The organism is Methylobacterium sp. 17Sr1-1 (assembly GCF_003173775.1).
Lineage (GTDB): Bacteria > Pseudomonadota > Alphaproteobacteria > Rhizobiales > Beijerinckiaceae > Methylobacterium.
In genome coordinates this window covers 3,782,404-3,807,904 of the sequence record NZ_CP029552.1, presented here as the reverse complement: position 1 = coordinate 3,807,904, position 25,501 = coordinate 3,782,404, and the positions used below count along the sequence as shown (strand labels likewise).

Annotated in this window: 27 protein-coding genes; 16 read left to right on the top strand and 11 right to left on the bottom strand. The window is 71.3% G+C overall.

All coding sequences use genetic code 11. The features are described 5' to 3' along the window. Positions 1–253 precede the first annotated feature (253 nt). The 5 genes from DK412_RS17105 to DK412_RS17085 all read left to right on the top strand — a co-directional run bounded on the left by DK412_RS17105 (position 254) and on the right by DK412_RS17085 (position 4,673). Positions 254–1,087, top strand: coding sequence for a 3-keto-5-aminohexanoate cleavage protein (locus DK412_RS17105; protein ID WP_109972919.1), 834 nt, complete (start codon positions 254–256; stop codon positions 1,085–1,087). Positions 1,088–1,091: 4 nt separating this feature from the next. After that, positions 1,092–2,450, top strand: coding sequence for an adenylosuccinate lyase family protein (locus DK412_RS17100; RefSeq protein WP_109972918.1), 1,359 nt, complete (start codon positions 1,092–1,094; stop codon positions 2,448–2,450). A gap of 13 nt (positions 2,451–2,463) precedes the next feature. Continuing rightward, on the top strand, positions 2,464–3,645 hold the full coding sequence (gene pcaD / locus DK412_RS17095) for a 3-oxoadipate enol-lactonase (protein WP_109972917.1): 1,182 nt from the start codon (positions 2,464–2,466) through the stop codon (positions 3,643–3,645). A gap of 65 nt (positions 3,646–3,710) precedes the next feature. Next, positions 3,711–4,355 carry a TetR family transcriptional regulator gene (locus DK412_RS17090; RefSeq protein WP_109972916.1) on the top strand — a complete coding sequence of 215 codons (645 nt, stop codon included), beginning with the start codon at positions 3,711–3,713 and terminating at the stop codon, positions 4,353–4,355. 75 nt (positions 4,356–4,430) lie between these two features. Further along, positions 4,431–4,673, top strand: coding sequence for a hypothetical protein (locus tag DK412_RS17085; protein ID WP_109972915.1), 243 nt, complete (start codon positions 4,431–4,433; stop codon positions 4,671–4,673). 118 nt (positions 4,674–4,791) lie between these two features. On the opposite strand, the gene DK412_RS17080 is transcribed toward DK412_RS17085, so the two are convergent. The 3 genes from DK412_RS17080 to DK412_RS17070 all read right to left on the bottom strand — a co-directional run bounded on the left by DK412_RS17080 (position 4,792) and on the right by DK412_RS17070 (position 8,411). Beyond that, the gene (locus DK412_RS17080; protein ID WP_109972914.1) at positions 4,792–6,936 is read right to left on the bottom strand and encodes a TonB-dependent receptor; all 2,145 of its coding nucleotides are present in this window, start codon (positions 6,934–6,936) and stop codon (positions 4,792–4,794) included. 174 nt (positions 6,937–7,110) lie between these two features. Beyond that, complete coding sequence (locus DK412_RS17075) at positions 7,111–7,896, bottom strand: SDR family oxidoreductase (RefSeq protein ID WP_109972913.1); 786 nt, start codon at positions 7,894–7,896, stop codon at positions 7,111–7,113. A gap of 68 nt (positions 7,897–7,964) precedes the next feature. After that, a complete protein-coding gene (locus DK412_RS17070; protein WP_109972912.1) occupies positions 7,965–8,411 on the bottom strand; it encodes a cupin domain-containing protein in 447 nt (148 codons plus the stop codon). Positions 8,412–8,741: 330 nt separating this feature from the next. Here DK412_RS17070 and DK412_RS17065 point away from each other — a divergent pair, with 330 nt between their 5' ends. The 4 genes from DK412_RS17065 to DK412_RS17050 all read left to right on the top strand — a co-directional run bounded on the left by DK412_RS17065 (position 8,742) and on the right by DK412_RS17050 (position 12,185). Next, the gene (locus DK412_RS17065; RefSeq protein ID WP_245447015.1) at positions 8,742–9,116 is read left to right on the top strand and encodes a copper chaperone PCu(A)C; all 375 of its coding nucleotides are present in this window, start codon (positions 8,742–8,744) and stop codon (positions 9,114–9,116) included. Between the two features lie 101 nt (positions 9,117–9,217). Beyond that, positions 9,218–10,987 (top strand): PQQ-dependent dehydrogenase, methanol/ethanol family, encoded by a 1,770-nt coding sequence (locus DK412_RS17060; RefSeq protein WP_109972911.1) that lies wholly within the window; start codon positions 9,218–9,220, stop codon positions 10,985–10,987. 72 nt (positions 10,988–11,059) lie between these two features. Beyond that, entirely contained in the window at positions 11,060–11,581 is a 522-nt protein-coding gene (locus DK412_RS17055; RefSeq protein WP_348629403.1) for a cytochrome c, read from the top strand. Beyond that, entirely contained in the window at positions 11,559–12,185 is a 627-nt protein-coding gene (locus DK412_RS17050; RefSeq protein ID WP_109972910.1) for a hypothetical protein, read from the top strand. The genes DK412_RS17055 and DK412_RS17050 overlap by 23 nt, the downstream gene beginning before the upstream one ends. 19 nt (positions 12,186–12,204) lie before the next feature. On the opposite strand, the gene DK412_RS17045 is transcribed toward DK412_RS17050, so the two are convergent. Beyond that, a complete protein-coding gene (locus DK412_RS17045; RefSeq protein ID WP_245447012.1) occupies positions 12,205–14,289 on the bottom strand; it encodes a HAMP domain-containing methyl-accepting chemotaxis protein in 2,085 nt (694 codons plus the stop codon). Positions 14,290–14,550: 261 nt separating this feature from the next. Between DK412_RS17045 and DK412_RS17040 the strand changes: the two genes are divergently transcribed. Continuing rightward, a complete protein-coding gene (locus DK412_RS17040) occupies positions 14,551–14,904 on the top strand; it encodes a hypothetical protein (RefSeq protein WP_162596230.1) in 354 nt (117 codons plus the stop codon). A 4-nt stretch (positions 14,905–14,908) separates the two neighbouring features. Here DK412_RS17040 and sfsA read toward each other — a convergent pair whose 3' ends face one another. Next, positions 14,909–15,616, bottom strand: coding sequence for a DNA/RNA nuclease SfsA (gene sfsA, locus DK412_RS17035; RefSeq protein WP_109972908.1), 708 nt, complete (start codon positions 15,614–15,616; stop codon positions 14,909–14,911). A 161-nt stretch (positions 15,617–15,777) separates the two neighbouring features. Between sfsA and DK412_RS17030 the strand changes: the two genes are divergently transcribed. The 4 genes from DK412_RS17030 to DK412_RS17015 all read left to right on the top strand — a co-directional run bounded on the left by DK412_RS17030 (position 15,778) and on the right by DK412_RS17015 (position 18,720). Next, positions 15,778–16,530, top strand: coding sequence for a molybdopterin-binding protein (locus DK412_RS17030; RefSeq protein ID WP_109972907.1), 753 nt, complete (start codon positions 15,778–15,780; stop codon positions 16,528–16,530). Between the two features lie 2 nt (positions 16,531–16,532). After that, entirely contained in the window at positions 16,533–17,039 is a 507-nt protein-coding gene (gene gpt / locus DK412_RS17025; protein ID WP_109972906.1) for a xanthine phosphoribosyltransferase, read from the top strand. A gap of 176 nt (positions 17,040–17,215) precedes the next feature. Continuing rightward, the gene (locus DK412_RS17020; protein WP_109975324.1) at positions 17,216–17,866 is read left to right on the top strand and encodes a transglutaminase-like cysteine peptidase; all 651 of its coding nucleotides are present in this window, start codon (positions 17,216–17,218) and stop codon (positions 17,864–17,866) included. A gap of 146 nt (positions 17,867–18,012) precedes the next feature. Next, positions 18,013–18,720, top strand: a complete 708-nt coding sequence (locus DK412_RS17015) for a transglutaminase-like cysteine peptidase (protein WP_109972905.1) — start codon at positions 18,013–18,015, stop codon at positions 18,718–18,720. A gap of 147 nt (positions 18,721–18,867) precedes the next feature. Here DK412_RS17015 and DK412_RS17010 read toward each other — a convergent pair whose 3' ends face one another. Continuing rightward, complete coding sequence (locus tag DK412_RS17010) at positions 18,868–19,197, bottom strand: hypothetical protein (protein ID WP_093567427.1); 330 nt, start codon at positions 19,195–19,197, stop codon at positions 18,868–18,870. A gap of 252 nt (positions 19,198–19,449) precedes the next feature. Between DK412_RS17010 and DK412_RS17005 the strand changes: the two genes are divergently transcribed. Then, entirely contained in the window at positions 19,450–20,157 is a 708-nt protein-coding gene (locus tag DK412_RS17005; protein WP_109972904.1) for a hypothetical protein, read from the top strand. A gap of 9 nt (positions 20,158–20,166) precedes the next feature. On the opposite strand, the gene DK412_RS17000 is transcribed toward DK412_RS17005, so the two are convergent. From DK412_RS17000 to DK412_RS16985, 4 genes are all read right to left on the bottom strand, one after another. Then, complete coding sequence (locus DK412_RS17000) at positions 20,167–20,379, bottom strand: DUF3126 family protein (RefSeq protein WP_048428076.1); 213 nt, start codon at positions 20,377–20,379, stop codon at positions 20,167–20,169. A gap of 240 nt (positions 20,380–20,619) precedes the next feature. Beyond that, a complete protein-coding gene (cysE, locus tag DK412_RS16995; protein WP_109972903.1) occupies positions 20,620–21,459 on the bottom strand; it encodes a serine O-acetyltransferase in 840 nt (279 codons plus the stop codon). Positions 21,460–21,607: 148 nt separating this feature from the next. Further along, entirely contained in the window at positions 21,608–22,354 is a 747-nt protein-coding gene (locus tag DK412_RS16990; protein ID WP_109972902.1) for a response regulator, read from the bottom strand. A gap of 203 nt (positions 22,355–22,557) precedes the next feature. After that, the gene (locus DK412_RS16985) at positions 22,558–22,785 is read right to left on the bottom strand and encodes a hypothetical protein (RefSeq protein ID WP_093567432.1); all 228 of its coding nucleotides are present in this window, start codon (positions 22,783–22,785) and stop codon (positions 22,558–22,560) included. Positions 22,786–23,101: 316 nt separating this feature from the next. Here DK412_RS16985 and DK412_RS16980 point away from each other — a divergent pair, with 316 nt between their 5' ends. Then, positions 23,102–24,850: a DUF3369 domain-containing protein gene (locus DK412_RS16980; RefSeq protein ID WP_109972901.1), complete on the top strand. Its 1,749-nt coding sequence runs from the start codon at positions 23,102–23,104 to the stop codon at positions 24,848–24,850. Between the two features lie 352 nt (positions 24,851–25,202). On the opposite strand, the gene DK412_RS16975 is transcribed toward DK412_RS16980, so the two are convergent. Continuing rightward, positions 25,203–25,493 (bottom strand): formate dehydrogenase subunit delta, encoded by a 291-nt coding sequence (locus DK412_RS16975; protein WP_109972900.1) that lies wholly within the window; start codon positions 25,491–25,493, stop codon positions 25,203–25,205. Positions 25,494–25,501 lie beyond the last annotated feature (8 nt).

Genomic DNA, 25,501 nt, shown 5'->3' with positions numbered 1-25,501 from the left:
GAGGGTGGCTCGGTTTCCGCAAGAATCCTGGACCGTTGAGCTGCCCGGCTCGACGCTCGGCGGATTCTTTTGAAACCGAGCCACCCTGCGCGATCTTCGATCGCCCCGACCCCTCTCCCACACCTTGCAGCGATACCGGGCAAGGATCTCTGGCAAGCCCGGCATCGCCTGGAGAGGGGATCCCGCGTTTTCCTCGGCATCAGCATCGATCAAATCGACACTCCCTCACGACAGCAACAACAAGGAGCCCCCCATGAACCCCGTCGTCATCGCCGTCGCGATCACCGGCTCGGTGCCGCGCAAGAAGGACAACCCGGCGGTGCCCACGACCGTCGCCGAGCAGATCGAGTCCACGCACCAGGCCTTCGAGGCCGGCGCCACCCTCGTCCACATCCACGTCCGCAACGACGACGAGTCGCCCTCCTCCGATCCCGAGAAATTCGCCGCCGTGCAGGAGGGCGTGCGCAAGCACTGCCCCGGCATGATCGTGCAGTTCTCGACCGGCGGCCGCGGCCGCGACCCGAGCGCCCGCGGGCTCTCGCTGGTCCATAAGCCCGACATGGCCTCGCTCTCGACCGGCTCGGTCAACTTCCCCACCATCGTCTACGAGAACCACGCGACGCTCGTGGACAACCTCGCCGGCTTGATGCGCGAGCACGGCATCCGGCCCGAGATCGAGATCTTCGACCTCTCCCACATCCACGGCGCCAAGCGGCTGATCGAGGAGGGGCTGATGGATGCCCATCCGCACGTCCAGTTCGTGATGGGCGTGAAGAACGCGATGCCGGCCGACGAGCACCTGCTCGACATCCTGCTCGCCGAGACCCGCCGGGTGATCCCGGGCGCGACCTGGACCGCCGCCGGCATCGGCCGCGAGCAGGCCCGCGTGATGGGCTGGGCGCTCGCCCGCGGGGCCGACGCGGTCCGCACCGGCCTCGAGGACAACGTCCGGGTGACCAAGGACCGCCTGGCGGCGAGCAACGCCGAACTGGTCTCGCTGGCCGCCGAGATGGTGACCCGCCACAACCGCAAGGTCGCGACGCCGGCGGAGGCGCGCGCCCTCCTCCATCTCAAGCCCGTGGCGTGATCCGATGACGCTCTCGGCCCTCGACTCCGCCCTGCTCGGGCCCCTCTTCGCCACGGACGCGATGCGCGCCGTCTTCGCCGACGAGGCCCGGGTGGCGGCGATGCTGCGGGCCGAGGCGGCCCTCGCCCGGGCGCAAGCGGAGGCCGGCCTGGTGCCGGCCACCCTCGCCCCCGCCATCGAAGCGGTCAGTTCGACCGCGCTCGATCCGGCGGCACTCGGCCGGCGCACCGCCGTGTCGGGCGTGCCGGTCATCCCGTTCGTCAAGGCGGTGCAGGGCGCGCTCCCCCCTGAGCTGGAACCCGCCTTCCACAAGGCGACCACCACCCAGGACATCGCCGACACCGCCCTGGTGCTTCAGGTCCGCGACGCCCTCGACCTCGTCGCCGCCGACCTGAAGGCGATCCTCGACGGGCTCTCCGGCCTCGCCCGCCACCACCGCGAGACTCCCTGCGTCGGCCGCACCTACGGCCAGCACGCCGCCCCCGTCACCTTCGGCTTCAAGGCGGCGATCTGGGCGCTCGGCATCGCCGAGGTGGCCGCCCTCCTGCCGGCCCTGCGCGACCGGGTGCTCACCGCCTCCCTCGGCGGTCCCGTCGGCACGCTCGCCGGCCTCGGCGAGACGGCGGAGGCGGTCGGCGACGGATTCGCCGCCGCGCTCGGCCTGCATCCGGACCTCGCGCCCTGGCACACGCGGCGCGCCCGCATCGCCGAGACCGGCGCGTGGCTCGCCCTGCTGATGGGGGCGCTCGCGAAGTTCGCCACCGACGTGGCCCATCTCGCCACCACCGAGGTCGGTGAGGTGGCCGAGCCCTACGTGCCGGGCCGCGGCGGCTCCTCGGCGATGCCGCACAAGCGCAACCCCGTCTCCTCGACGGTGATTCTTTCGGCCTTCGGCGCCGCCAAGGGCACGAGCCTGACTCTCCTCGACGGGATGGCGGCGGCCCACGAGCGCCCGGCCGGCGCCTGGCACGCCGAGTGGCACGCCCTGCCGACCCTGTTCGGCCTCGCCTCCGGCGCTTTGCGCGAGGCGCGCGGCCTCGCGCAGGGGCTGGTGCCCGACCCGGTTCGGATGCAGCGCAACCTCGACCTGACGCAAGGGCTCCTCTTCGCCGATGCCGCCGCGAGCCGGCTGGGCCCGGTGATCGGCGCGAAGGCCGCCCACGCCCTGGTCGAGGAAGCCGCCGGCGCGGTCCGCGACGGCAAGGGCTCGCTCCGGGAGGTGCTGCGCGCCCGACCCGAGGCGGCCGGCGCCGATCTCGATGCCGCCTTCGATCTGACCCCCGCCATCCGCGCGGGGGCCCGCACCGCCGACCGGGCGCTGGCGGAGGTCTCGCGCCTCGCCGCCTTCCTGCATTCCGCGTGAACCCGAGGTTCCCATGCCCCAGATCGAGGCCAACGGTACCCTTCTGAACTACGAGCTCTCCGGCCCGAGCGGCGCGCCGGTGGTGGTGTTTTCCAACTCCCTCGGCACCTCCCTGGCGATGTGGGATCCGCTGGTGCCGCACTTGCGCGGCCGCTACCGGGTGCTGCGCTACGACACCCGCGGCCACGGCGCCTCGCAGGTCCGCGACACGCGCATCGAGGTCGAGGACCTGGCCGAGGACCTGATCGGCCTGCTTGATGCCCTTGAGATTCCCCGCGCCCACGTGGTCGGGCTGTCGCTCGGCGGCATGACCGGCCAGGCGGCGGCGAGCCGCCATCCCGACCGGGTCATCAGCCTGACCCTGATGGCGACCGCCGCCTTCATGCCGAGCGAGGCGTCGTGGAACGAGCGCGCCGAGCTGGTGCGGGCGAAGGGCACGGCGGCGATCGTCGAGGCGACGATGACCCGCTGGTTCACGCCCGACTTCCCCGCCTCCAGCCCCGACGCGGTGGCGCCGGTGCGCGGGCAATTCACCGGCACCGATGCGGCCGGCTACGCGGTCTGCTGCAACGCCATCGGCCGCATGGACCTGCGCCCGGTGCTGAACCGCATCACCTCGCCGACCCTGGTCATCGCCGGGCGCGACGATCCGGCGACGCCGCCGGCCATGGCGCAGGAGATCTGCGACGGCATCCGCCACGCCGAGCTGGTGGTGCTGCCGAACGCCGCCCACCTCCTCTCCGTCGAGCAGCCGGCGGCCACCGCCGCCCATCTCCTCGCCTTCCTCGACCGGCATCGCGAGGCGCCCGACACCGCGACCGGTGCGGTGGCGTTCGAGACGGGGCTGACCAACCGCAAGAGCGTGCTCGGCGACGCCCATGTCGAGCGCTCGCTCGCCGCGGCGGGCGGCTTCGCCGGGCCGTGGCAGGACTTCATCACCCGCACCGCCTGGGGCGAGGTGTGGGGCGACCCGCGCATCCCCTGGAAGACCCGCTCCTTCGTGACGCTCGCCATGATGGTGGCGCTCGGCCGCGAGGAGGAGTTCAAGCTCCACGTCCGCCCGGCCCTGCGCAACGGCGTCACCATCCCCGAGCTGCAGGCGCTGCTGATCCAGACCGCGATCTATGCCGGGGTGCCGGCGGCGAACGGCGCCTTCCGCTGGGCCCGCGAGGTACTCGGCGACGACCTCGCCTGAGCCGATGCGCCGGGGCGGCCGGGATGATAGGACAAGCTCATCCTGCCGCCCCCAGTTGTTAGATCATGGACGCCGTCACGCCCCGCCCCTCCCGCACCAAGGATCCCGAGCGGACCAAGGCCGACATCCTGGCGGTGGCGACCGAGGAATTCGCCGCCTTCGGGCTCAGCGGCGCGCGGGTCGACGCCATCGCGGAGCGCACCCGCACCTCGAAGCGGATGATCTACTACTATTTCGGCGGCAAGGAGGGCCTGTACCTCGCGGTGCTGGAGAAGGCCTACGCCGACATCCGCCAGGTCGAGGCCGATCTCGACCTCGGCAATCTAGGCCCCACCGAGGCGATCCGCCGGCTCGTCGAGTTCACCTTCGAGTACGACGACGCCCATCCGGACTTCATCCGCCTCGTGGCGATCGAGAACATCCACCGGGCCGAGCACCTGTCGGGGTCGGAGACGATCCGCGGGCTCAATCTCGGGGTGATCCAGAGCATCACCGACATCATCGCCCGCGGGCAGGCCGACGGCCTTTTTCGCGCCGACGTCGATCCCCTCGACGTCCACCTGATGATCAGCGCGCTCTGCTTCTTCCGGGTCTCGAACCGCCACACCTTCGGGGCGATCTTTTCCGTCGATCTCGACGCGCCCGACTTGCGGGCCCGCCACAAGCGGATGGTCGGCGATGCGGTGATCGGGATGCTGGCCTTGCGCTGATCCGGCCGGGAACCGGATTCGGCGCGGGGCGATTGTTCTTCCAAGATTGCATGACATCTTCTGGAGGAGAGCCCGATGACCAGGGGCACCAGCCGCCTCATCCTGCTCGCCGTCCTGGCCGCCTCGCCGGTCGTGGCCCAGGTCACGGATACGCCGCAGCGCAGCCGCGAGCAGACCCCCAACATGCCGCCGACCCACGAGACCCTGCCCGAGAAGGTCCGGCCGGGCGATGCGGATTCGACTGGTACCGTGCGGCCGACGACGCCGGCGCCGGATCCGAAGACCAGCGACGGGGTGTTGCGGCCGCAGAAGGGGTGAGGAGGGTCTGAACGACCTTCTACGGGGCCGCAAATTACACGCGACGCCCTTTCCCGGACGACTGCAGCGTCAGCGGAAGGAGATCCGGGAAAGGGGCGTTGCGACTTGCTCGATAACGTTAGAACCGCGCCGTCAAAAACACCCGCACGTTCCGCCCCGGCAGCACGATCTCGTCCTTCTTGAACGAGGCCGAGTTGCGGATGACGTCGTTGAGCAGGTTCGTGCCCTGCACGCCCAGCGTCACCTCGCTCCAGCCGGTCACCGCGGGATCGAAGGCCTTGGTGTAGCTCACTTCCGCCCGCAGGTTGTCGTAGCCGGGCGTGCGGGTCTCGTAGGGCGCGGTCTCGGTATGGGCGAAAGCGTGGAGCAGGTTCACCCGCGCGTACCAGCCCTCCGCCCGCAGGAAGACGCCGCCGCCGACCCGATGCGGCGGGATCCGCGGCACATAGGTGCCGTCGTCGAAGGTGGCGCGCACGAAATCGTACTGCGCCTCGATGCCGGCGAATCCGTTGCCGATTGGGAGAAGGTCGAGCTGCGAGCCGATCTCGGCGCCCGCGAAGGTGGCGTTCTGCTGCGAGTAGACGACCTGGGCGAGCTCGTCGTCGCTGCCACAGCTGCCGAAGTCGTCGCCGCAGCGCAGGCCGGTCAGGCGCTTGTAGATGAAGCCGGTATAGCGGGTGTAGTAGCCGGTGGCGTCGAGGCGGAACGGGCCGACGGCGCGGCGGATGCTGGCCTCGATGGTGCGGGCGCGCTCCTTCTTCAGGTTCGGATCGCCGATCTCGAAGGTCTCGGTCGCATCGTGCGGGCCGCGGGAATAGAGCTCGAAGGCGGAAGGCGCGCGCTCGACATACTGGCCGGTCAGGCTCGCGACGAAGCCGTCGGGCAGGTCCTGCAGCACGCCGAAGCTCGCGCTCTTCGGGGCGAAGCGGCGGCGGCGCCCGTAGGCGATCGGGTCCTCGCCGTCCACCGGCACGTAGTCGCCCGGGAACAGCGTCGCGGTGCCGGTGGAGCGCGCGCCCTCGATCCGGCCCGCCGCCTGAAGGCGCAGGCCCCGCTCCAGGCGCAGTTCCTCGAACAGGTAGACGGCATTGCTCCGCGAATCGGTCGGCGCCAGGAGGCCGCCGGCCTCCCCCGAGGTGCCGATCAGCCGCCGGTCGGCTTGGAGACCGAGCGCGCCGGTGAGCGTGCCGAGGCTGGTGAGGACCGGCACGTGCTGGATCTCGAGCCGCCCCTCCGCCTCGCGGCTCTTGAAGGCCGCCTGGATGCCGTCGATCCCGTCACCGCCGATGCCGGTCTCGTTGTGCTTGTAGGTCGAGCCGCCGAGCCAGAACCGGACCGCCTCGATCGGCCCGTCGACCGGGCGATACTCGCCCTTGGCCTGGAGCTTGTCCTGGGTCGGATCGAGCCGGGTGCGGCTCTGCGCGGCCTCGCCGCCGGGGATCTGGTAGAGCGCGTCGTAGTGGCTGAACGACAGGCCGACGAAGCCGCGGTCGAACAGGTACGACATCCCGACCGCGCCGCCCTGCGACTCGTTGGCCGAGTTGCGCTGGATGCCGAGCGGCGTGCTGTAGCTGTCGGCGGCGGTCTTGAACGCGTCGGCGTGGAAGGCGACCGATGGGCCGGCGGCATCCACGGTCGCGGCGGCGTTGCGGCCGTTATCGACCGAGGAATAGCCGGTGGTCACCTGGCCGGCGATGCCGTTCGGCGGGACGAGCGTCGGGATGCGGTTGTTCTCCGCCGAGACCACGCCGCCGATCGCCTGGCTGCCGTAGCGCAGGGAGGCCGGGCCGCGGATCACCTCGATGCGGTTGGCGACGAGCGGGTTGATCGGCACGGCGTGGTCCTCGCCGAGATCCGAGACGTCGTGGACGCCGATGCCGTTCTCCTGGATCCGCACCCGGCTGGTGTCGAGGCCGCGGATGATCGGCCGGCTCGCCGCCCCCGGCGCGTAGGTGGTGGCGGAGAGGCCGGGCCGGTCGAACAGGGCGTCGCCGAGCGTGCGCGGCTGCTGGCGGACGATGTCGGCCTGGGTCACCACCGTGACCGGCGAGAAGGTGGTGGTGACGACCGGCAGCACCCCGGCCGGGAAGGTGCCGGGGACTCCCGCCCCCGCCCCGCCGCCGGACGGCGCCGCCGCGATCGGGCTCGGCGAGGCGACGTCGATCGTATCGAGGGCGATCTCCTCGGCGTGGGCCGGCCCCGCGAGGGTCACGGCTGCCACCAGCAGCACCGGACCCGCCCCGAACGATCCTACCTTGCCCATGCCCGCCCCCGTGAATGGTATAACGTTGCATTCACGCGACGAGCGGCAGGCTGGCAAGCGAAGACTCGGCGCATCCCGCACGAGGCGCGCCGAGCGTAACGTTATTACAACACGGGGGAGTATCGGCCCGCGGCGCAGTCCGGCCGCCTCATCGAGCCGCCAGGTCCCACCGTGTCAGCGGGCCGCGAGGTCCCGCCGAAGGGTCGGCAGCCCGATCCCGGCGGCGTCGAAGCCGCCATCGACGGCGAGCGTCTGCCCGGTGACGTAGCTCGCCCGCGGACCGCACAGGTAGACGATGGCGTCGGCGATCTCCCGCTCCAGGCCGTAGCGGTTGAGCGGCACGGCGTCGTGGTAATCGGCGCGGATCGCCGGGCTGTGGACCTCCTTCGCCATCGCGGTATCGACCGGGCCCGGCGCCACCGCGTTGACCCGGATGTTCAGGTGGGCGAGTTCGACCGCCTGCTGCTTGGTCAGGTGCTTGAGCGCGGCCTTGCTGGTGCCGTAGGCGACCCGCAGGGTCGAGGCGCGCTGGCCGGAGATCGACGTGATGTTGACGACAGCCCCGCCGCCGCCCCGCGCCATCACGGGGGCCGCCGCCTGCACGCACAGGAACGGGCCGGTGAGGTTGACGGCGAGCACCCGGGCCCATTCGGCGTGGCTGGTGTCGAGGAGCGGCTTGAACACCGCGGTGCCGGCGTTGTTGACGAGCGCGTCGAGCCGGCCGAACCGGGCCTCGACGGCCGCGACCGCCGCCGCCACGGCGTCCGGGTCGGCGACGTCGGCGGTGAGCGCCAGGGTGGTGTCCGGCCGGCCGAGCTCGGTCACGGCCTTGTCCTGCGCCGCGCCGTCGATGTCGAGGAGCGCGACGCGCCAGCCCTCTTCGAGGAAGAGTTGCGCCGTCGCCAGACCGATGCCCCGCGCCGCGCCGGTGACCAGCGCGACCTTGCTCTCGCCCGCCATCATGGATCCTCCCGTTGTTGTGCCCCGTGCATCGCGGCAGGGGCCCAGGAGGTCAAGCGTTCAGGAGATCAAGCCGGATCGTCCCAGGGAGCGTTGCGGGCCATGAAGCTCTTCGCCGAGCCGGCGGCGGGATCGACGAAGATCACGTCGGTCGGCGCGCGCCGAGGCGTGTCGACGGAGAGGAAGACCACCGGCTCCTCCAGGAGCTGCGGCAGGGCGTGGACCACGCCGCGCTCGAAGAACAGGAGCTGGCCCGGGCCGAACTCCGCCTCGTCGGAGGCGTCGCCGATCCAAAACGTGCCGCGGCCGGAGAGCACGTAGAGGTACTCGTCGCAGCCCTCGTGGTAATGGGCCGGCGTCGGGCGGTAGACGCGAAACACCCGGGCGCTCGCCGCCGGCCGGTCGGTCAGGTAGGTGTCGACGAGCATCGTGGTGGCGCTCACCGGCAGCGCGGCGGCGATCGCCCCAATATCGAAGCGGCCCTGCTCCCGCGCCGGTTTCCCCGTCTCGGCCATCGTCCATCCTCCCCGTCCATCATCTCAACCCACCAAGCTAGCGCGGTCCGGCCCGCCGCGGGAGGGGCTTTGGCGCTAGGTCCGTGTGCATCGGTCGCGGACGATTTTCCGCTGCGCATTAATCCCGGATCTTGACGGAATACCGGTGCCGGCTACCCTCACGGGTAATTCGCCGCCAAAAGGCGAAGCTCATCATAGAGGAGGAGAGTGGATGTCAGCATCCATGTCGCGCCTTGACCACGAGGCGGCAACGCCATGCCGCTGAAGAGGCGCGCCTTTTACTGGATGAACGGGGCGGCCGTTGCCTTGTGTCTAGGCTGCGTCCCGGCCATGGCCGGCGACATCGACGTCGTGCACGCCTCCGTCGCCCCCACCGGGACGATCGGGTCGGACATCCCCCTCCATCTGACGGTGATGAACCGCGCGGCGGAAGCCGATTCCCTCGTGCGCTTCCGCTGCCCCTTCGCGAATTTCAGCGAGCGCGTGACGGTCGACAAGGGCGGCGAGGGCCCGCCCTCGAAGCGCCCGGTCCAGACCATCGCCGTCAAGGCGTCGGGCGAGACCGCGCTGACCCCGGAGGGGATGCACGTGATGCTGCTCCAGATCCGCCAGCCGCTGGCCGCGGGCGAGCGCTTCACCTGTTCGGCGAGCTTCCGCAAGGCCGGCGCCGTCGAGGTGCCGGTGGAGGTCCGCGCCGGTCCCTGAGGCCGACGCCGCGACCAGGTATATTTTCCTAAACACGCCCGGCCGCGAGGCGGCCCGCGCCGAGGCGAGAACAGACCAAAAGGCTGCCAGGAGGAAACACCATGACGACGTCCCGTACGGCGCGGCGCATCCTCGCCGCGACCTCCCTCGCCGCCCTCGCGGCCGCCGCCCTGCCCCTCTCCCCGACCTTCGCCGCCGAGGGCGGCGTCACGCAGGAGCGCCTGCTGAACGCCGACAAGGAGGAGGGCAACTGGATCCAGCACCACAAGAACTTCGCCGGGCACCGCTACTCGACGCTGACCCAGATCAACAAGGACAACGTCAAGAACCTCAAGGTCGCCTGGACGATGCATCTCGGCGGCATCGAGGGCGGCGGCATCTGGAGCCACGGCGGGCTCGAGGGCACGCCGATCGTCGAGAACGGCCTGATGTACGTCACCGACGGGTGGGGCTCGGTCTACAAGATCGACACGCGTGGCGGCGAGGGCAAGCTCCTCTGGAAGATGGACCCCAAGACCGACCGCGAATGGGCCGGCGCGGTCGCCTGCTGCGGCGTCAACAACCGCGGCGTCGCGCTCTGGGGCGACCTTGTCGTCAGCCACACCCTCGACGGGCGCCTGATCGCCACCAACAAGGAGACCGGCCAGGTCGCCTGGCAGCGCCAAGTCGCCGATCCCGACAAGGGCGAGACGATCACCGGCGCGCCGCTCATCGTGAAGGGCATGGCGATCTCCGGCGTCGGCGGCGCCGAGTACGGCATCCGCGGCTGGATCGCCGCCACCGACCTGAAGACCGAGAAGGAGGTCTGGCGCACCCACACCATCCCGGGCAAGGGCGAGCCGGGCTACGAGACCTGGAAGGGCAACAACAACGCGGCCGTCAGCGGCGGCGGCTCGACCTGGGTCACCGGCACCTACGATCCGGACACCGACACGATCGTGTGGGGCGTCGGCAATCCGGGCCCGGACTGGGACAACGCCTACCGCCCGGGCGACAACCTCTACACCGACTCGACCCTGGGCCTCGACGCCCAGACCGGCAAGATCAAGTGGCACTTCCAGCACACGCCGAACGACCCCTACGATTATGACAGCGTGTCGGAGAACCTCCTGGTCGATGTCGGCGGGCGCAAGCTCGCGATCGAGGCCGACCGCAACGGCTTCGGCTACGCCGTCGACCGCACCACCGGCCAGTTCGTCTGGGCGACGCCCTTCGTCAAGAAGGTGACCTGGACCAAGGGCATCAACCCCGACACCGGCAAGCCGTTCGAGTACGACCCGAACAAGGACGTGCAGCGCTACAACCCGGCGGCGACGCCCTCGGCCGAGAACAAGAACGCCGATTTCTGCCCGGGCAACATGGGCGGCAAGAACTGGCCGCCGACCGCCTACAATCCGAACCTGCAATATTGGTACATCCCGGTCATCGAGAGCTGCAACCGCGTCACCCACGAGGCGATGACGCAGGCCAACCTGAAGCCGCGGGAGTTCTTCACCGGCGGCGGGCCGAGCCAGCCGTTCCGGATCACCGGCAGCGTGACGGCGATCGACGTGAAGACCGGCAAGGTCGCGGGCAAGCACGAGACCCAGTTCCCGCTGCTCGGCGGCATGCTGGCGACGCCGGACCTCGTCTTCACCGGCGAGCCCTCGGGCGGCGTGATGGCCCTCGACGCCAAGACCCTCGACAAGAAGTGGGAGTTCCGCACCGGCGGCGGCGTCAACGCGCCGCCGATGACGTTCACGGTCGACGGCAAGCAATACGTCGCGATCCTGGTCGGCCTCGGCGGCGCCTGGGACAAGTGGTTCATCGACTCGACCCCGGAGCTGAAGAACATCCAGACCGGCTCGATGCTCTACGTCTTCGCGCTCTGACCGGGCGTCCTTGCAAGGCGGGGCGCCACGTGCGCCCCGCCGCTCACGGGGTTCATGCGGATGCGGAAATTGGTGTTGCCGGCGCTGGTCGCCGGCCTCGCGCTCGCCTCGGGCGGGGCGTCGCTGAATTCGGCTTGGGCCCAATCGGCCCGGACCGGCGCGGGCGAGGGCGATCTCGCGGTGTTCAAGAAGGCCTGCTCGGGCTGCCACAAGTGGCACGGCGGCGGCGGGGGCGGCTATGGCGGCGAGGCCCTGTCCCTGCGCAAGACGCAGCTCGACAAGGAGCAGGTCGCCGAGGTGGTGCGTTGCGGCCGGCCCGGGACCGGCATGCCCTACCACCTGCGCGGCGCCTACGATTCGGTGAAGTGCTACGACTCGCTGAAGGCCGACATGGGCAGCAGCATGCCGCCGGAGACGGCAGTTTTTCTGCGCCCGGCGGAGATCGACGCAGTCGCCACCTACGTGACCACCCAGCTCAAGGGCAAGGGCGACCCGACGATCGGGGAATGCACCGCTTTCTTCGGAGCGACGTCCCGGGCCTGCGACATCTACCGCAAGAAGGAGGGCTCCGATGCCCCGGCCGTCTCGCACTGAGCTCACGGTTCTCGCCGCTCTCCTCTGCACCGGGCCGGCGCTCGCCGCCGGTCCCGAGATCGCGGACCTGCGCGATCTCCGGGTCGGGATGCCGGTCGCGGAGATCGCCGTTCACGGCTACGGCGACCTCGCCTGCCGCGAGGGTCCGCCCCGTACGCTGGCGGCCTGGAGCGACTGGCGCGCCTGCCCGGCGGACGCGTCGGGCCGCCACGCCATCGGCTTCGTCTACGCAGACGGCACCACCCGCAACGGCACCCGGGTCGCCGGGCACCCGGCCCGGCTGACCTTGCTCGTCGGCGACGATGCCCGGATCGCCGGACTGGTGATCGAAACCGACGACGCGGTGCCGCTCTACCTGCGCAAGAAGGGTCACCTCCTCGGCATCCAGGCCCGCGGCCACTGGGGCGAGGACGGCTGGGCCTGCGCCGAGGGCAAGCCCACCGGCGACGAGACGCCGCTCGGCGAGACCTTCGTCAAGGAGGAGTGCCGCAAGAGCCTCGGCGCGAAGAGCGTGACGGTGACCCGCGACCTCTACGGCCACCAGGGCGCCGACCCGCGCGCCTTCATCAGCCGCACGAAGATCGTGGTGGCGGCGACGAAGTAGAGCCGCCACCCGCCTGGCATCAAGCCGCCCGGATCGTCGCCAGGAACTGCGCCACCTCCCCGGTCAGCTGCTCGCTCCGCCGCGACATCGCCGCGGCCGAGGCGAGCACCTGGGCGGCGGCGGCGCCGGTCTCCTCCGAGGTCCGGGCGACCGTGCCGATGGTGCCGGTGACCTCGCCGGTGCCGGCGGCGGCCTCGGCGACGTTGCGGACGATCTCCTGCGTCGCCGCCCCCTGCTGCTGCACGGACGCCGCGATCGCGCTCGCCACCCCCGAGATCTCCTCGATCCGCGCCGTGATCCCGTCGATCGCCCCGACCGCCCGCCCGGTCGAGGACTGGATCGCCGCGATCTGGCTCGTGATCTCCTCGGTGGCCCGCGCCGTCTGACCGGCCAGTTCCTTGACCTCGGCGGCGACCACCGCGAAGCCGCGTCCCGCCGGACCGGCCCGGGCCGCCTCGATGGTGGCGTTCAGGGCCAGCAGGTTGGTTTGGCTGGCGATCGAGGAGATCAGCGCCACCACGTCGCCGACCCGGGCCGCGGCCCCGCTGAGGTCCTGGACCAGCGAGACCGTCTGCGCGGCCTCCGCCGCCGCGACCCGGACGAGGTCGGCCGAGCCGTCGACCTGCCGGCTGATCTCGGCGATCGACGAACCGAGCTCCTCGGCCGCCGCCGCGACGGTGTGCACGTTGGCGGCGGTGTGGCCGGCGGTCGCCGCGACCGCGTGGCTGCGGTCGGCCGTGCGGCTGGCCGTGGCCGCCATGGTCTGGGCGCTCGCCTGCATCTCGTCCGCGGCCTGCGCCACGCCGCCGACGACCGCGCTCACCGCCCCCTCGAACTGCTCGGCGAGCCGGTGCAGGTCGGCCCGGCGCCGCGCCTCCGCGCCGGCGCGCGTGGTGGACGCCTCCGCCTCGAGCGCCCGGTTGCGGACAAGGCTGTCCTTGAACACCGCGACGGCGCCCGCCATCGCGCCGATCTCGTCGCGGCGCCCGGCGCCCGGGATCGCGGCGTCGAGATCGCCCTCGGCGACGCGGCCGATCGCCTGCGCCATGCCGGTCAGGGGGCGGATCACCCGCGTCGCCACGAGGACCAGCACGCCGAGGCCGACCGCGACCGTCGCCGCGAGGGCGGCGAGCGCGAGGGCGAAGCCCCGCTCGGCCTCCGCACGACGCTCGGTCAGGATGGAGGCCGCCCGGTCGAAGGCGGTGTCGCGCAGGCGCAGGACCGGCGGCCAGATCGGCACCGCCCGCTCGCGGTAGCCGGTGCCGTCGAGCGGGAAGGCGCCGGTGTCGAAATGGGGCAGCAGGTCCTTCTTCAGCTCCGAGAACACCTGGACGTAGCCGCGGCGCATCCCTTCCATGGCGGTCACCACCGCCTCACCGGCGGCCGGGTCGGCGGACGCCTTCTCGAGGCCGGCGAGCAGCTGGTCGACGCGGCCCTGGAACGTCCAGAACTCGACTCGCTGTGCCGGCGTCACCGGCTTGCGGGGTACGACGAGGTTCTGGAGGAAGCCGGCCTGCCGTCCGCCGATGTCGCGCAGGTCGCCGGCCATGGCGGCGACCGCGATCCAGCGGTTGGCCCGGCCGTCGGCCGCGGCGAGGTCGCGCGTCAGCTCGCCGGCCGTGGCGGCGGCCTTGTCGCTGATCTCCGCCATGGCCTTGCCGAGGGCGCCCGCCCCGTCGCCGCGCTGCTCCGGCGGCAGGGCGAGCCGGTCTCGCGCCAGCTGGCGAGATGCACCGAAGGCCGCCTCGATCTCTGCGGCCCTCGCCTGGAGCGGGCCCGCCTCCGGCAGGGCCGCGGCACCGGCCTCGACCGCCCGGCGAAGCGCGGCCACGGCGTCGTCCGAGCGGCGGCGCAGATCGGCGAGCCCGGCATGCCGCGAGGCCTCGTCGAGTGACGCCGTCGGCAGGAGCAGGCCCCACACCCCGCGCTCCATGTTGACGGATTGCGGGATCGCCGCGAGGGCCCGCACCACGTCGAGGCGGAGCAGGCCGCGGTCGATCTCGTCGATCCGGGACCGGTGAAGCAGCGCCATGCTGGCGGCCAGGACGCAGGCGATCGCGCCGATCGTCACGATGGATGAGAATAGAAGCCGCTTGATGCTCATGAGTCGCGTTTCCCCTGTGAGAGCAAGCGTAGATCGGCCGATCTAATCAAACCTTACCGCAGGGGATCATCCAACGAATCCTGGATCACCGCTGCGCGGAATCTTGGCGCGTCCGTGCGCAGGGTCGGCGCGGGCGGCCCGCCCGACGCAACCTGTCTACCGGGCAACGGCCGCTTCAGCCGCGGTTCAACGCCGGGGCGCGAGGATGCTCCCATGCCGGCGGTCATCACCGCCCCCGCTTCGCCAGCCAAGAGCCCCGTCATGACCGTGCGCCCCCCGCGCCCGACCGCCCGCCCCGCCCTCGGCGCCCTCGCCCTTCTGGTCCTCGCCGGCCCGGTCGCCGCGGCCGATCTCGACGACTATCCGCCGCCCCGCTTCGAGGGCCGGGGCGAGTGGCGCGCCCCGCCCCCTCCCCCGCCGCGCTTCGTGCAGGGGCCCGGCCCGTGCCGGGTCTTCGTCAAGCGCCACATCGACGCGTATGGCGACGAGGTGGTGCGCCGGGTGCGGGTCTGCGACGAGGGCCCCGGGTACCGCGACGGCGGCTACCGGGACGGCCCGCCGCCCTGGCACCGCCATCGGCACTGGGACGACGAGCCCGGGCCGGGGCGCTGGTAGCGCCTCACGCGACGATCGGGATCTCTTCCCCGATCGTCACCTCCGTCCGGTCGATCCGGCAGGTGAAGGCGTGGGCCGCCACCCCCGCCGCACGGGCGCGCCGGAACGCGGCGTCGAAGCCCGGGTCGAGATCGCCCGCGACCGAGAACCGTTCGGCCCGCATCTGCACCACCCAGATCACCAGGGCGCGGCCGCCCTGGCGCACCACCTCGGCGAGCTCGTCCATGTGGCGGGCGCTGCGGGCGGCGACGCAATCCGGGAACTCGGCGAGGCCGGGCCGGCGCATCAGGTGGCAGTTCTTCACCTCGACATGGATCGGCCCGGCGGCGTCGCCAGCCAGGAAATCGACCCGGCTCGCTTTTCCATAAGCCACTTCGGCCCGCCAGGACGTGGCGCCGGCGAGCGGCGGAAGACGCCCCTCGCGAAAGGCCTCGGCCACCAGGGCGTTCGGCCGGGCGGTGTTGATGCCGACCCATTGCGGCCCGCCGGGCAGGTCCGCCTCGACCAGCTCCCACGACCAGGCGAGCTTGCGGGCCGGATTGGTGGAGCCCGAGAGCAGCACCGGCCGGCCAGGCTCGACGAGGCCCAGCATCGCCCCCGGATTGGCGCAATGCGCGGTGACGAGGCGGCCGTCCGCCAGCTCGACGTCGGCGAGGAAGCGCTTGTAGCGGCGCACCAACCGCCCCTCGGTCAGCGCGCCGGGGAAGTGCATGGGGTGACGGATTCGATGGGCATTCCCGGCGCTTAACCGGCGCGGGCCGAGGTGTCACGCTTGAGCCCCGGGAGGCACCGCGATAAGGCGGGCGTAACCCTGTCGCCGCCGCGGCGGCGGGCCGCCAAGAGCGCCTCAACGGCGCCTAAGGAAATCCCCAGATGCCTGACGCCAGCCCCGCCCCGGTCACGGCCGCCATCCTGGTCATCGGCGACGAGATCCTGTCCGGACGCACCAAGGACAAGAACATCGGCTACATCGCCGAGTACCTGACCAATTCGGGCATCGACCTGCGCGAGGTGCGGGTGGTGCCGGACGTGGCCGAGGAGATCGTGACGGCGGTCAACGCCCTGCGCGGCCGCTACACCTACCTGTTCACCACCGGCGGGATCGGGCCGACCCACGACGACATCACGGCCGATTGCGTGGCGCAAGCCCTCGGCGTCGGCATCGACGTCGACCCGCGGGCGCGTGCCATGCTGCTCGAGCGGATCAAGCCGGAGGACCTCAACGAGGCCCGCCTGCGCATGGCCCGGATCCCGTTCGGGGCCGAGCTGATCGAGAACCCGATCTCGAAGGCGCCGGGCTTCATGATCGAGAACGTGATCGTGATGGCGGGCGTGCCCTCGATCATGCAGGCGATGATGGATTCGGTCGCCCCGCGGCTGAAGACCGGCGCGCGGGTCACCGCAGAGACGATCGAGGCCGGCAACCTGCCGGAGGGCGGCTACGCCGAAGGGCTGGCGCTCATCGCCAAGGCGCATCCCGGCGTCTCGATCGGCTCCTACCCGTCGATGACCCCGGTGGGCTTCCGCAACCAGATCGTGGTGCGCGGACGCGAGCCGGAGGCGCTCGCTGCGGCGCGCACCGAGATCGAGGCGCTGGTCTCGCGCCTGCAAGCCGAACGGACCTGACCATGGCTTCTCCGAGCGACAAGGCTTTTCCCGTCTCCTGGGACCAGTTCCACCGCGACGCCCGGGCGCTGGCCTGGCGGCTCGCCGGCGCCGGACCGTTCGAGGCCATCGTGTGCATCACCCGCGGCGGGCTGGTGCCGGCCGCGATCGTGGCGCGCGAACTCGGCATCCGGCTGGTCGAGACGGTGTGCGTGGCGAGCTACCACGACTACCAGGAGCAGGGCACCCTCAAGGTGCTCAAGGACGTGGCGCCGAGCATCCGGGCGATCAGCGACGGCCGGGGCCGCGGCGTGCTGGTCCTCGACGACCTCACCGACACCGGCAAGACCGCCCAGGTGGTGCGCGCCATGCTGCCGGAGGCGCACTTCGCCACGGTCTACGCCAAGCCCGCCGGCCGGCCCCTGATCGACACCTTCGTCACGGAAGTGAGCCAGGACACCTGGATCTACTTCCCGTGGGACATGGGCCTGTCCTACCAGGCGCCGATCCAGCCCGGAACGTCCGGTTAAGGTATTCCACCCCCTAACGCGGTCCGGCGAATGCGCCGGACCCGATGAGCGAGGTCTTGGTCCTGTCCGCGGGACCGGTCCAGGGCCGGCCAGATCGATAAAATTGTGCGGATCCATTTCAGCGCCGCCGAGCAGGTCGGGGGCCAGTCTCCTTCATAACGAAGGGGATGGCGCAGATGACCACGGGTTTCGAGCGGCAGGTGAAGCGGGTTCTGGTCGGCGCCGGCATGCTCGCGGCGGCCCTGGTGTCGTCCCCGAGCAACGAGGCGGCGGCCCAGACCCTCGCCGCCCTGCCGATGCCGAGCGCCGGCGCCCCGGATCTCGGCCATGCCCGGCCGATCGTCGGCTGGGTCGAGTTCTGCGCCCGCTACGCGTCGGAATGCGCGGTGGATGCGAGCGAGCCGGCGCAGGTGACCCTGACCCCGCGGCTGTGGCAGACGGTCACCGGCATCAACCGCCAGGTCAACGCGTCGCTTCGCGCCGTCACCGACCAGGAGCATTGGGGCGTGCCGGACCGCTGGGACCTCGCCGAGGACGGCTCGGGCGATTGCGAGGACTTCCAGCTCCTCAAGCGCAAGCTGCTCGCCCAGGCCGGGCTGCCGCGCCGCGCGATGCGGATGACGGTGGTGATCGACGAGAAGGGCGAGGGCCACGCCGTGCTGATGCTGCGCACCGACCGCGGCGATCTGGTCCTCGACAACAAGACCAGCGCCGTGCTGCCCTGGCACAAGACCGGATACACCTTCATCAAGCGCGAATCGCAGGACGCGACCGCCTGGGTGTCGTTAGGGGGTGCCACCGCTCCGACCGTCACCGCCAATCGGTGACAGTACGAATCAGCCGAAGAATCTGCGTACCGAATTGGAACCAAAGTGCGGCAGGGGCGTTTACTGGGGTTTAAATTTTTCGGTTGAGCGCCGTCCGCCCCCGTGGCAGCTTGGATGCAAGAACCAAGCGACGAGTCGATGGGGCAATGCGGGCAGTGATGGACGGCCTCGGCCGGGCGAGCCATGTCGACGTGCGGCATGTCGATCGCCAGGGCCTCCTGAAGCGCGGCGCCCGGGCGGCGCAGGTGGGACTTCTCGGCACGCTGCTGCTGATCGGCGGCGCGACCGCCCAGGGGCAGACCCAGACCCTCGCGGCCCTGCCCGATGCCAGCGTGGCGATCGAGCGCGGCGGGGCGGCGAAGCCGGTGAGCGCCTGGACCGATTTCTGCACCCGCTACCCCGCGGAATGCGCCGTCGACACCAGCGAGCCGGCCACGCTGACGATGACGCCGGCCCTGTGGCGCACGCTGACGGCGGTGAACCGGCGCGTCAACGGCCGCATCCGCCCGGTGATCGACCAGGACCACTGGGGCGTCGTCGACCGCTGGGACTTTCCCGATGACGGCATGGGCGATTGCGAGGATTACCAGCTCCTCAAGCGTCGGATGCTGGTGGAGCGCGGCCTCGCCCGCCGCGCCCTGCGGATGACCGTTGTGATCGACGAGATCGGCGAGGGCCACGCGGTCCTGATGGTCCGCACCGACCGCGGCGACTACATCCTCGACAACAAGACCAACGCGATCCTGCCCTGGCAGCGCACCGGCTACACCTACGTGAAGCGCGAGGGCCAGGACGGCCTCGCCTGGGTGGCGCTCAACGGCGTGACGTCGCCGGTCACCACGGCGAATCGCTGAGGGCGACAGGCGCAGCGACGTCGATCCGACGAGCTGCGCAGATCTGGCCAGACAACCTTGAAACCCTCCGCCTCGTCCCGGGGCCGCGAAAGCGGAACCCGGGATGACGCGGAGAAGCTCAGATCGCGGGTTGAGCGAGCAGGGCTCTCAAGCACCCGAAACCAGGTGCGCCAGGTCGAGCACCACCCGGCCCGAGACCAGGCTCCAGCCGCAGGCCAGCATCGTCGCCAGCATCACGAACGGGATCGGGCGCCCCTCGATCCGCCGCCCGCGCACGGTGTTGCGCAGGATGATGAACGGCGCCCCGAAGGCGAGGACCGGCAGGGAGGCGATGGCCACGAGGCCGCCGCCCGACAGGAGGCCGAAGCTCGCGCGCCGCGCCGTCGCCCATTCGAAGGCGCTCGCCAGGAGGCCCGCGAAGGCGAGGCCGAGCACGAGGGTCTGGATGTTCTCGAGGGCGGAGGGCGAGAGGTTCATGGGAGGTTAAACTCCGGCAAGCGCGTTCGTCCCACCCTGCGCCAGGTGCGATTTGGGGTTATGGTTAATTTTTCGTTATCCACAGATCTCTGAAGCCGGTCCCGTTGCGGGATTCCCCTCGGCATGGGTCGCCCGCGCCACAGAAATTCATCCCATGACCGGGTTCCGGTAAGGAGCCGTTAACGGTCGGAGCCGAACGTTCCGGGACATGCCCGCTCCGGGCATCGATCGAACGAATCGGAGGCGGGCGCCATGGGGCCTGCACTGAGCGCCACCGTGGCGCGCCTCGAACGGGACGTGATGCACGCGGCGCGGGTCGGCCGTCCCACCGTTCCTCCTGTCACCGGCCATCCGGTCGACCGGCGCCTGATCCTGGCGGCGGCCCTGGGCCTCGCCGGTTCGCTCGCCCTCACGGGCGTCGTCGCGGCCTGGCTCGCCCGCCCGATGGCCCCGGCCGGACCGGTGGTGGTGAGCGCCCTGACCGCCCGGCCCCTGGTCCTGCCGGCGGCCTGGATCGTGCGGCCCGGCGCCGCCGCGGAGGCGACCCCCGAGCGGATCGACCTCGCGATCCCGTGGACCGAGCTGACCGGCAGCGCCCTCCCCGGCCTGATGCGGGTGACCGCGACCCGGGCACCGGAGACCGAAGCGCCGCTGAGCCCGGCCCGGCGCTACGCCCGCTTCCTGACCGCCGAGGCGCAGCCGCTCACCGACGGCCTGATGCGCCGGCGCTTCCGGGCCGGCACGCCGTTCGAGGGCGAGGATCTCTATCTCGCGCAGGGCGAGGGCAGCCGGTTCGCGGCGCGCTGCGCCACCGAACGGGTGCCGGAGCCGGACGCCGCCTGCCTCAGCGAGATCCGGGTCGGCAGCGTGAGCCTGCGCCTGCGCTTCTCGGCCGACCGGCTGCCCTCCTGGAGCGCCGGCCTCGCGGGGCTGGAGCGGCTGTTCGGCTCCAACCCCTGACGCGGGGGACTACTCGTCCAGATCGGTGTCGAGGATCGCCATCGAGAAGTTGAACGAGCGGTCGCCGTCCTCGTCGTCGACCGACAGCACGCCGACGAATTCCTCGCCGATATAGACCTCTGCCGAATCCGTCTTCTTGGGACGGGCGACGAGCCGGATGTTGTGGTTGGCGAAAGTGCGGCGAAGGTAGCCTTCCACCTTCGTCATCTCGGTCTTGTTCACGCTGGCCTCTTCACGTGCTTAAGGCTCGGCCGCGACCGTGCCCCGAGCGGGCGCGGGCCTCGGCCGCCTTCAACCAGGACCCCGAGAGCCGTGGGCGGGCTCGGGATGCGACGACGACCCTCCCCCGCCGGGCGTGCCGCGCGGGCGGTCCACGGGGGCTCGGATCGGTAGGGCCCCCGCCTTGCCACGGCGGGGCCGGGCGGGCAAGGCGGGGTAGGCAAGGCAGCCGGCGCCCGGCCGTCAGATCCCGTCCATCAGGTGGATGAACTGATCCATCGCCCGCGCCGGGTCGGAGCAGCCGGCCGAGCCGACGACGCGGGCCGGCACGCCCACCACCGTGGTGCAGGGCGGCACCGCCTGGAGCACCACCGAGCCGGCGGCGACCCGGGCGCGGGCGCCGACCTCGATGTTGCCGAGGATCTTGGCGCCGGCGCCGATCATCACGCCTTGCCGGATCTTCGGGTGGCGGTCGCCGCCGTGCTTGCCGGTGCCGCCGAGGGTGACGTCGTGCAGCATCGAGACCTCGTCCTCGATCACCGCCGTCGAGCCGACGACGAGGCCGGTGGCATGGTCGAGGAAGATGCCGCGGCCGATCCGCGCCGCCGGGTGGATGTCGGTCTGGAAGACCTCCGACGAGCGGCTCTGGAGGTAGAGCGCGAGGTCGCGCCGGCCGCGGGTCCAGAGCCAGTGGCTCAGGCGGTGGGCCTGGATGGCGTGGAAGCCCTTGAAGTACAGGACCGGCTCGATCGCCCGGCCGGCTGCGGGATCGCGGTCGATCACCGCGCCGATATCGGCCCGGAAGGCCTGGCCGATGCCGGGATCGTCCGCCACCGCCTCGCCGAAGCTCTGGGCGATCAGGTCGGCGGTCAGGGCCGCATGGCCGAGCCGCGAGGCGACGCGGTGCGCCACCGCCGATTCGAGGGTGGCGTGGTTGAGGACGCTGGCGAACAGGAAGGAGGCGAGGCGCGGCTCGTCGCGCATCACGGTCTCGGCCTCCTGGCGCAGCCGCCGCCAGACCGGATCGACGGTGCCGGCGACCGGATCGGCGCCGGAGAGGGTGGGAGCGGGGCTGGGCGACAACGGCCTTCTCCTCGGCAGCGGCGGCGGGCGAACGATTCCCTAGCCCGCCCTACATAGCGCGACGGCATTCTGCTGGGATAGCGTGGCGAGGCCCCCGATCTCGATCAAGTCCCCGGTTGCGGAATCGTGCCGCGGGGCAGCCCCGCCCTCAATCGCCGTCGGGCCGGAACACGTAGCCCATCCCCCTGACGGTCTTGATGAAACGCGGATTGGCCGGGTCGGGCTCGACCTTCTTGCGGATACGGTTGATCCGCACGTCGATCGCCCGGTCGAACGCCTCGGGGTCGCGGGCATCGGCGAGGTCGAGCAGGCGCTCGCGGGTCAGCACGCGCTTGGGGTTGTCGAGGAAGGCCTTGAGCAGGGCGTATTCGGAGCGGGTCAGGATCTGCTCGCTGCCGGCCTCGTCGCGCAGGCGCAGGGTCTCGGTGTCGACGATCATCCGGCCGAAGCGGACGCCGTTCTCCTGCCGGATCTCGGGCTGGATCCCTGGCTGAACCGGCTCGGGAACGGTGCCGCGCGCCTGCGCCGCCCGGCGCAGCACCGAGCGGATGCGCGCCACCAGTTCGCGCAGCTCGCAGGGCTTGGGCAGGTAATCGTCCGCCCCGAGCTCGAGGCCGACCACCCGGTCGATCGGGCTCGCGGTGGCGGTGAGCATGATGATGGGAATGGTCGAGCGGCCCTTGAGGTCGCGCACGATCGACAGCCCGTCCTCCTCCGGCATGTTGAGGTCGAGGACGATCAGGTCGGGGGCGACCTCGGCGAGGCGCCGGCGCAGGGCGCGGCCGCCGTCGCACAGGCTGACCTCGAACCCGTGCATCCGCAGGTAGTCGCCCACCATGGCCCGGGCATCGGGCTCGTCGTCGACCACCACGACGTGCGGGGCGGCACCCGTCATCACGCCGCTCCCGGACGGGCCGACCGCCCTCGTCCCCGCCTCGCCACCATCGCGCGCCCCCGTGCCGCAGCGGCCCCGAAATCCCGGGTCGCCGGTGACGACAATGCCGTCTTGGGTGCATTCCGTCCACGTGCCGTGCCGCCGGCCGGGGCGCAGCACCGAATTTGTCCTCAGGTCCATCCGTCGCGGTCTCCCGCTTCGAGTCAGGCGAGGATCCCGGCCAGCCGCTCGGCGATCCGGGCGCGGGACGCGGCCGAGAGGGCGCCGGGCGCCTCGGCCTCGATCAGGGCGGCGATCTGCGCCCGGCTCGGGCGCCGCGGGCGCGAGTCCTGCAGGAGCGCGTCCAGGGCATCGAGATCGCGCTGCCAGGGCGCATCGTCGGGCAGCGGAGCGGCGATCGCGCCGACATGTTCCGGGACCACGTGAAGCATGGCGTGCCTCCCTGTTCTGCAAGCGCGGCGCTTGTAGGCGGGCTCTGTTGCACGATCATTACGTGGTGAACGTCGTCGCGCGGGATGTGCTCTCGCGCACCCGACGTGCCGTGTCGTCGCTGGGGCGGGCGCCCGATCATCCGGTGGTCGCGCGGCGGCGGCGTCGATCCGCCGAACGGTCGAGCCCTGACAAGTCATATTGGAGCGGGCCGGTTCGTCTGTCGTGAGCTTGTCGTTTCGCGTCCTCCCGGCCAGGATGCCGGCGCGAAGCTTCGCGCGCCGCCGGCGCGGCCGGGGCCACGTGCACGGACGGTTGATGAGCGACGACGACATCCTCTTCCTGCTGCCGGACGACGAGCCCGGCGCGGACCTGCAAGCTGCCGCCTGGCCGGTGATGGTGGTGGACGACGACCCCGCGGTGCACGAGGGCACCCGCTTCGCCCTCTCGGGCTACGGGCTCGACGGGGCGGGGCTGGAGCTCATCTCGGCCTACTCGGCGGCCGAGGCCCGCTCCCTGCTCTCGGCCCGGCGCGGCATGGCGGTGATCCTGCTCGACGTGGTGATGGAGACCGACGATGCCGGCCTGCGCCTCGTCGATTTCGTCCGGCGCGAGCTGAAGGACGACACGGTGCGCATCATCCTGCGCACCGGCCAGCCCGGCCAGGCGCCGGAACGCCGCGTCATCGTCGATTACGACATCAACGACTACAAGGCGAAGACCGAGCTCACCGCCGACAAGCTGTTCACCAGCCTGACCGCGGCGCTCCGCGCCTACCAGCAGCTCAAGCGCCTGGAGGAGACCCGGCGCGGGCTCGAGATCATCATCGACGCCGCGCCGATGCTGCTCGACTACAAGTCGATGCAGCGGCTCGCCGAGGGCGTGCTGACCCAGGTCTCCTCGCTCCTCAACGTCGCCTGCGAGGGCATCCTGGTCCTGCGCGAGCAATCCGGCCCGCAGGACGCGGTCAGCGTGCTCGCGGGCTCGGGCTGCTACCAGCACCTCGCCGGCGGCGACGGGCAGCGGCCCCTCGACGACGACGTGCGGGCGATCGTCGCCCAGGCCTTCACCGAGCGGCGCCACACCTTCGGCGACCGCTGGTCGACCCTCTACGTCCACACCGCCAGCGGCAGCGAGATCGTCGCCCTCCTGAAGGCGGACCGCTCGCTCTCCGAGACCGACCGTGCGCTCATCGGCCTGTTCACCTCGCGCCTGTCGGTCGCCTTCGACAACGTGATCCTCTACGAGCAGTTGCAGCGGGCCAATATCGGATTGGAGCAGCGGGTGGTGGAGCGCACCGCCGAACTGATGCGGGCCAACCGCCGGCTCGCCATGCAGCGCTCGGACCTGCGCCGCGCCAACCAGCTCAAGACCGAGATCATGGGCACGGTCGCCCACGACCTGAAGAACCCGCTCGCCGTCATCCTCGGCCGGACCGAGATGCTGGGCGACATGATCGAGGCCAAGCCGCCGCCGACCGAGGCGATGCACGCCCAGATCGGCCATATCCGCGAGACGGCGCGCCGCCTCACCGGCATGATCGAGACCCTGATCGCCGACGCGATGACCGACGCCCTCGACATCGTGCTGCGGCGCGAGCCGGTCGACTTCGCCGCCCTCGCCCGGGAGGTGTCGCAGGCCAACGCGCCGCTCGCCGAGACCAAGGGCCAGACCCTGCGCTCGGACATCCCCGACAGCCTCACGCTCCACGGCGACGCCGAGCGCCTGCGCGAGGCGATGGACAACCTGATCTCGAACGCCATCAAGTATTCGCCGACGGGCGCCGAGATCGTCGTCTCGGTGGCCCAGGAGGCGACGGAGACGGTCTACGCCGTGCGCGACCACGGGCCCGGCCTGTCGCCGGAGGATATCGGCCGGCTGTTCGGCCGCTTCCAGCGCCTCTCGGCCAAGCCCACCGCCGGCGAGGGCTCGACGGGGCTCGGGCTGTCGATCGTCAAGCGGATCGCCGAACTGCATGGCGGGCGGGCGACGGCCGAGACCCACGCGCCCGAGCCGGGCTCGACCTTCGCGATCCGGTTGCCGAGCGGGACCGGGGACTTGGCGTAGAGTCATCAACGGGCGTTGACTGTTCGTCAACGGGCCATACAATTCAGCCCAGGAGTGGGGCGAGGAGCTTCCGCTCCTCGCCCCTTTTCGGTGGGGTTGGCTACCCGAGACTAAAGCGGAGGATCAGAGTCACGCTGGTCCTCCGCACTCGTTTGTAGACCACCGAAACGCGAAAGCGTGGCAAAAACCACACCATCGGCGCCTCTTGGGTTCGTCATCGGCGATGCTCCCGCCCGGAGACACCCGGCCGCTTGCCGGATGGGGGGCCGTGACGCCCTGGCGCTTTCCACTCGATCACGCGGTCAGATGACCATCGGTCAGATCCGCCCGCAAGACGCCCTGCCGGCTTGCCTCACCCGGCGTCGCTCGCCCCAAGCCCCTGCGACTGCGGGTCCGTCACCGCATCCCGGATCGGGCTCTTCGCCTTCGGGGTGATCTTCAGGGCGGTGAGCGCCAGCGGATCGAGGCCGTGATCGGCCTCCCCGCAATACGTCACGAGCTGGTCGCGCATGCGCGGGGTCCAGAACGCCGTGACGTGCTTGTGGATGCCCGCCACCGCTTCGTCCTCCGGGTAGGAGCGGAAGAAGGCGGCGATCTGGTTCGCCATGCGGACGAGCTTCTCGTTGGGATCGACGGCGCTCATTGCGGATC